At 55.3% G+C, this 5,058-nt stretch carries 3 protein-coding genes and 5 pseudogenes; 4 read left to right on the forward strand and 4 right to left on the reverse strand.

The window, feature by feature from the left end; all coding sequences use genetic code 11:
* Positions 1-279: 279 nt before the first annotated feature.
* The 4 genes and pseudogenes from H9627_RS14000 to H9627_RS14015 all read right to left on the reverse strand — a co-directional run.
* A pseudogene (locus H9627_RS14000) lies at positions 280-795 on the reverse strand (IS1380 family transposase); the annotation flags it as partial.
* A 78-nt stretch (positions 796-873) separates the two neighbouring features.
* Positions 874-1,588, reverse strand: a pseudogene (locus H9627_RS14005) (IS6 family transposase).
* 67 nt (positions 1,589-1,655) lie between these two features.
* On the reverse strand, positions 1,656-2,276 hold the full coding sequence (locus H9627_RS14275) for an SHOCT domain-containing protein (protein ID WP_225213895.1): 621 nt from the start codon (positions 2,274-2,276) through the stop codon (positions 1,656-1,658).
* A 240-nt stretch (positions 2,277-2,516) separates the two neighbouring features.
* Complete coding sequence (locus H9627_RS14015; protein ID WP_191734630.1) at positions 2,517-3,119, reverse strand: recombinase family protein; 603 nt, start codon at positions 3,117-3,119, stop codon at positions 2,517-2,519.
* Between the two features lie 393 nt (positions 3,120-3,512).
* On the opposite strand from H9627_RS14015, the pseudogene H9627_RS14415 reads away from it, so the two are divergent.
* The 4 genes and pseudogenes from H9627_RS14415 to H9627_RS14025 form a co-directional block, all read left to right on the forward strand.
* Positions 3,513-3,675, forward strand: a pseudogene (locus H9627_RS14415) (IS5/IS1182 family transposase); the annotation flags it as partial.
* Between the two features lie 54 nt (positions 3,676-3,729).
* Positions 3,730-3,834, forward strand: a pseudogene (locus H9627_RS14420) (IS5/IS1182 family transposase); the annotation flags it as partial.
* 262 nt (positions 3,835-4,096) lie between these two features.
* The gene (locus H9627_RS14020; protein ID WP_191734631.1) at positions 4,097-4,636 is read left to right on the forward strand and encodes a hypothetical protein; all 540 of its coding nucleotides are present in this window, start codon (positions 4,097-4,099) and stop codon (positions 4,634-4,636) included.
* 199 nt (positions 4,637-4,835) lie between these two features.
* Positions 4,836-4,981, forward strand: a pseudogene (locus tag H9627_RS14025) (IS6 family transposase); the annotation flags it as partial.
* Between the last annotated feature and the right edge of the window lie 77 nt (positions 4,982-5,058).

Raw genomic sequence — 5,058 nt, forward strand, 5'->3', positions numbered from 1 at the left:
GGATGGGGCGTTGTCGGTCGCGCTGACTGGTATTAATCTACACACCCCACCGACAACCCACAAACCACCAGCTCACAACAGGTATTTAGAAACTCTTCAACCAAATGGGAACACCATCAAGTTAAACCTGAATCCACCGATCGGTTTTCGGTAATGAGCTGATTTCCGTTGTGGGCGCGCTCGGAGTTTTCCGGCGGGGGGTGATCCCCAGATCACGTTTTCGTCTGGTTGTTCCACGAATTGTTGTCATCTCGGGCCGAAGGGTGCTCGGCGGGGTGGTTAGACGGAGACTGGGGTTGGTGGGGAGTGTGCGTGGTCGAACAGCCGGGTCCACTGCGGTTCCCACCGCCAGGCCTTCGGTAGGTGCAGCGTCAGCCGCCGGGCACGACGCGCGATCTGGGCCGGAACCGTAACGATCGTGCGCCGGATGGTTGCCGTGGTGGCCCTGGCCAGCCCGGCACCGGTGACGGCCCCGGCTGCGCGGGTGAGGTTGAACGCCATGACCGCCAACACCAGCCAGGCGGCATTCGCCGTGAACACCCCGGACGGCAGGTGCGCCAGCGCGCTGGCCTTGAGGTCCGCGTTGACCTGCTCGATCACCACATGCTGTCGGTGGGTCTTATCCGCTGTGACGGTGTCCAAGTCACTGGTGGTAAACACCGCGTGGAACCGGTGTAGGTCGAACAATCCCGGCTGGTCCAGGTCTTTCTTGGGATTCAGTTCGGGGATGCGGCGCACGACCAGGCGGCCGGGCACCTGCCTGGCCTTCTTCTGCGGGCTGAACGCGGTGAACGGGGTGCTGTTGCAAAGTTGGGCGGAGAGCAGCGAAGACTCAGTTTCTCATTCCCTGATGGCCGCTGCGTGTGGGCGTTCTCAGGCCGTCTCGAAGACCCGGTTGACGATCACCGCGTCCGGGTTCGGTTGCCCGTGAGGTCAAACATCGCGCCCTGGCCTTTCCGCAATGAGTGCATCGCCTCCATCCCTTTCAACGTCCGATATGCAGATGTCCGGTTCTTAAACGCCCCCTTCGGTCCGAGGATCCGTTTCAGCCGCCCATGATCTCCTTCAATGACGTTATTGAGGTATTTCACCTGCCGGTGTTCCACTGTTGGCGGGCAGATTCCCTCTGACTTCAACTCGGCGATTGCCCTGGCCAGGGAGGGTGCTTTATCGGTGTTGATCACCCGCGGGGACCCGGTTATCGTGTTCGACCTCAGGGTCTTGGCCAGGAAACGCTTCGCTGCGGCGACGTTACGCTTTGGGGACAGGTAAAAATCCAGGGTATGCCCGCCCGCGGTGATCGCCCGATAGAGGTAGCACCACCTGCCGCCGACCCGGATATAGGTCTCATCCACCCGCCAGGAACTGGCCTGCCAATCAGGTACCTGCCGGTACCACCGGGTCTGCTTGTCCAGCTCAGGAGCATATTTCTGGACCCAGCGGTGAGAATCGTGGTGTGATCAACCGGCACGCCCCGCTCGGTCATCATTTCCTCCAAGTCTCGGTAGCTCACCCCGTAGCGGCAGTACCACCGCACCGCCCACAGGATGACCTCGCGAGGGAAATGACGACCCGAGAAGATACCCATGGCTGTGATTATTTCACGTCGCTCTTCCTACTGCCTCAACTTTGCAACAGCACCGGTAATACTGGGTTTACAATCCAAGAAGTTTACGTTTTGCAGCAGCAAATTCTTCTTCTGTCAGCACACCAGCCGATTTCAGTTCTGCAAGCTTCATCAACTCACCATTTAAATCATCCTTAGGCGAGCTGGAAGTGTTGTTTGCAGACTGCTGCTGTCCTTCATGCCTCAGAGTTTGCGCGTTCGCCCGTCGCTGAAGCTGAATACGGGCTTCTTCTGCAGTGGAGTTAATGATTTCTACTGCCTGTCGAAAATCTGGGATGTCAACAAGCTCAATGGATTCTAACTCCCCATTTGAGCGCTTAGCGTGAAGAGTGACAGTACCAATTCCTCGGGCTTTTTGCGCCATGGTCTGGCGTCCGTCCACATCGAAAATTTCGTGCGCCCGGATCTGCTGACGATCAGTCGACAACATTCCTTTTTCAATAACGAGATAGTCCGCCGTAAGTGAGTATCGTCCTGCACCCATGCGAGATATCGGCTTTCCTACAGCACTCCAGATCACTCCGGAACTACCAGCGTGATCGTGTTTCGAGATGACTCGCTCAGTAGCCTCACGAGCAAAGCCTTTGAAATCGAAACCACCACCCGAGGCAGATCGGGAATTATTGTCAGAATTACCAGGGAAAGTCATGGTGTTAGTCTAATGGATTAAATGTTCTAGTACTAACTTTTCTAGCGATATCCTCAAGCCTGAACTGTGTGATCCTGCTCTACGTTAATTCTTCCCTCGTGACTACCATAAGGGACCGACAGGCCCGGCCTAAGGCGTGGGCACGGGGACAGATCTCTTAATGACTCCCCACAGCAGCTAGATGGTGTTATCGGTGGCTTCTAGGCAGTGCATTAGGAACTTAAACCCTTACGCAGAGCCTCACCCGCTCGTTTCGGCGGTGTGGGTGTCGTGTGGCCTGGGGGGTAGGTACCGGTAGAGGGTGGTGCGGGCAATGCCTGTTTTCTCCACGATCTCACGCATCGATAACCCTTCATTGCGTAAGTGCTCGGCAAAGCGCAGCTTATCCGGATCAACCACACTGGGCCGGCCAACCCGTTTGCCTTTCGCTGTGGCCACAGCCCTGGCGTGGGCTGCCCGCTCAAGCGCATAGGTGCGTTCCATCTGCCCGAACAGGGACAAGATCACCACCGCCAATTGCGCCATCGGGTCATCCGGGTTGGAGGAATCCACCTTGATGGGATCGGCCAGGGTGCGTACCCCGACCCCGCGTTCGCGGAGATCATGAATGAGGTTGAGAGTATCCCGAACAGTGCGGCCCAACCGGTCCAGGGTGTGGACAACAATGACATCACCGTCACGGGCATGCTCGAGTGCCTTCTGGAGGCCGGGTCGGTTGGTGGTGGATCCGGATTTCTTATCGATATAGATATATCTATCCTCGATGCCTTCACGGCGTAAGGCGTCGATTTGTCGGTCCAGGTCTTGTTTCATTGTTGATACCCGGGCATAGCCGATGTCCATGACAGGAATCGTACCAGAAGTATATTCAGCAGCAGGTAATGCGGTACACGGTTGTGGGATAACTTCTGGAACGCACCCATCCTGGGGCAATACATTATCGATGTGGTGCTACTTGGGGTGTCCCACTTCCTTGGAAATGGGACACCCCGGTAATAACTATTAAGTGAGGATTATCTAGTGTGCGCCTCTGGTTCTGGGATGGCGGTAGACCACCACGGAGATGATGATGGCCACCGCAGTCAATACAGCAGGTGCCAACAACGCATTGCGCAAGCCGATGCTTTCCCCGAGAAACCCGAGTAGGGGGGCCAACCAAGAACGCGATGCACCCAAGCGGGGAGGCCAGAGACACATGGGCGCCTGGGTTCGGGCCGGAATCGCCTGCGGTAGAAATTGTCAAACCCCATCTTAGACAAACTCGGGTGGTTCGGGTTCGCCTTGCCTAATGTGATCACGGTGCATCTAGATGCCGGTTATGACTCTCGGAAAACTAGGAGCCTGCTCGCAAAAATCGGCTGCACGCAGGTGCTCAGTACCAAGGGTGAACCTTGTAGGACGGGACCCGGCAAGTGGGGGAACGGACGACCCCGAACGCCACGCCTAGGCCATTGGTGCGTTCATTGTCCTGACGAACGCGGTCATCATCGTGCATCGGCTCATCAGACAGGCCTGGAACATCCATCATTGGGATACCCAACCTGATCGCCGACCATGACCTCTATCCGCGCGATCTCTTAGAAAACTCTGGGGCTGTGGCACCTGTTTCAGGATCTACTAGTGACGACCTGGTGATTCTTGGAGAATCCAGGAGTATGCGTAGCTGTCCCTAATGTGCCCGGCACCGAGGAAACCGTGAGCCCTGTAAACATAGTCTTGCCGCTCAAATCCACCTGAGCCAGACTCAGTGAGTATGTTGTAAATAGAGACAAGACTCAGTTCTCCAGACAGGCACTGCAAGGTCCCATAGGCTCAAGTTTATGAAACGCCTCCCCTTCCTGCTCTTACTGCCAGTTGTCACTCTCGCTGGCTGTGGCAATTACATCAATGTCGAGGCTGAAGGCATATCCGGTATGTCCTCTGACGTCGATGGAAATATCACTATTCATATGTTCGTTTGTGACAGCAACGCAGTGACTCGATTAGAACTCGTTGGCGGTTTTTACGACGGCCCTTCGGGTACAAACAATCCCCCATTAGGAGCGTTGGAACCACCTGAACCCGCTACCGGATATATTGCTGTTAACCTATCTGACCCAGCACCGTGGGAAGTTGTAGAACCACTTACACTCCCTGAGGAAGAAGAAAAATACATCCTTACCACGCCTTATGCCGAAGATGGTGGGTCATCTATTCCTTTTGCAAAAGAGAAATATATTTCTGGCGTGGGCTTGACTGTAGGGGAGATCAAATCAACCGAGCCTGATCTTGTCGTACGTGATTCATTCGAGAAACCCAATTATGTGTTCGGCACTTCTGAAGACTTTATTAAATACGGTGAGCAGTGGTGCGCGAAGTAATCCGGATGATCAGAATAGCGGTGTAGCTAGGTGAAGTAGATGGTTAGGAATGCCGTTTAATTTCTGGTGGTTCCTTGAGTCACTGAGTTAAAACGGTGCTGTTGCAAAGTTGGGGCAGTAGGAAGACCGGCGTGAAATAATCAGGGCCATGGGTATCTTCTCGGGCCGTCATTTCCCTCGCGAGGTCATTCTGTAGGCGGTGCGGCGGTATTGCCGCTACGGGGTGAGCTATCGCGATCTGGAAGAGATGATGACCGAGCGTGGTGTGCCGGTTAATCACACCACGATTCTCACCGCTGGGTGCAGAAATATGCCCCTGAACTGGACAAGCAAACGCGGTGGCACGGTGGAGTCCATTAGCGTGGTGTATCTGTAACTGCCGGTGAGGGACCCCATGAACACATGAGGCGACCACCGCAGGT

The organism is Corynebacterium gallinarum, assembly GCF_014837045.1.
Classification (GTDB): Bacteria; Actinomycetota; Actinomycetes; order Mycobacteriales; family Mycobacteriaceae; genus Corynebacterium; species Corynebacterium gallinarum.

Excerpts from the sequence above, each read along its gene's own strand:
- H9627_RS14275 (WP_225213895.1), bottom strand. The coding sequence starts at position 2,276 with ATGACTTTCCCTGGTAATTCTGACAATAATTCCCGATCTGCCTCGGGT.
- H9627_RS14015 (WP_191734630.1), bottom strand. The coding sequence starts at position 3,119 with ATGGACATCGGCTATGCCCGGGTATCAACAATGAAACAAGACCTGGAC.
- H9627_RS14020 (WP_191734631.1), top strand. The coding sequence starts at position 4,097 with ATGAAACGCCTCCCCTTCCTGCTCTTACTGCCAGTTGTCACTCTCGCT.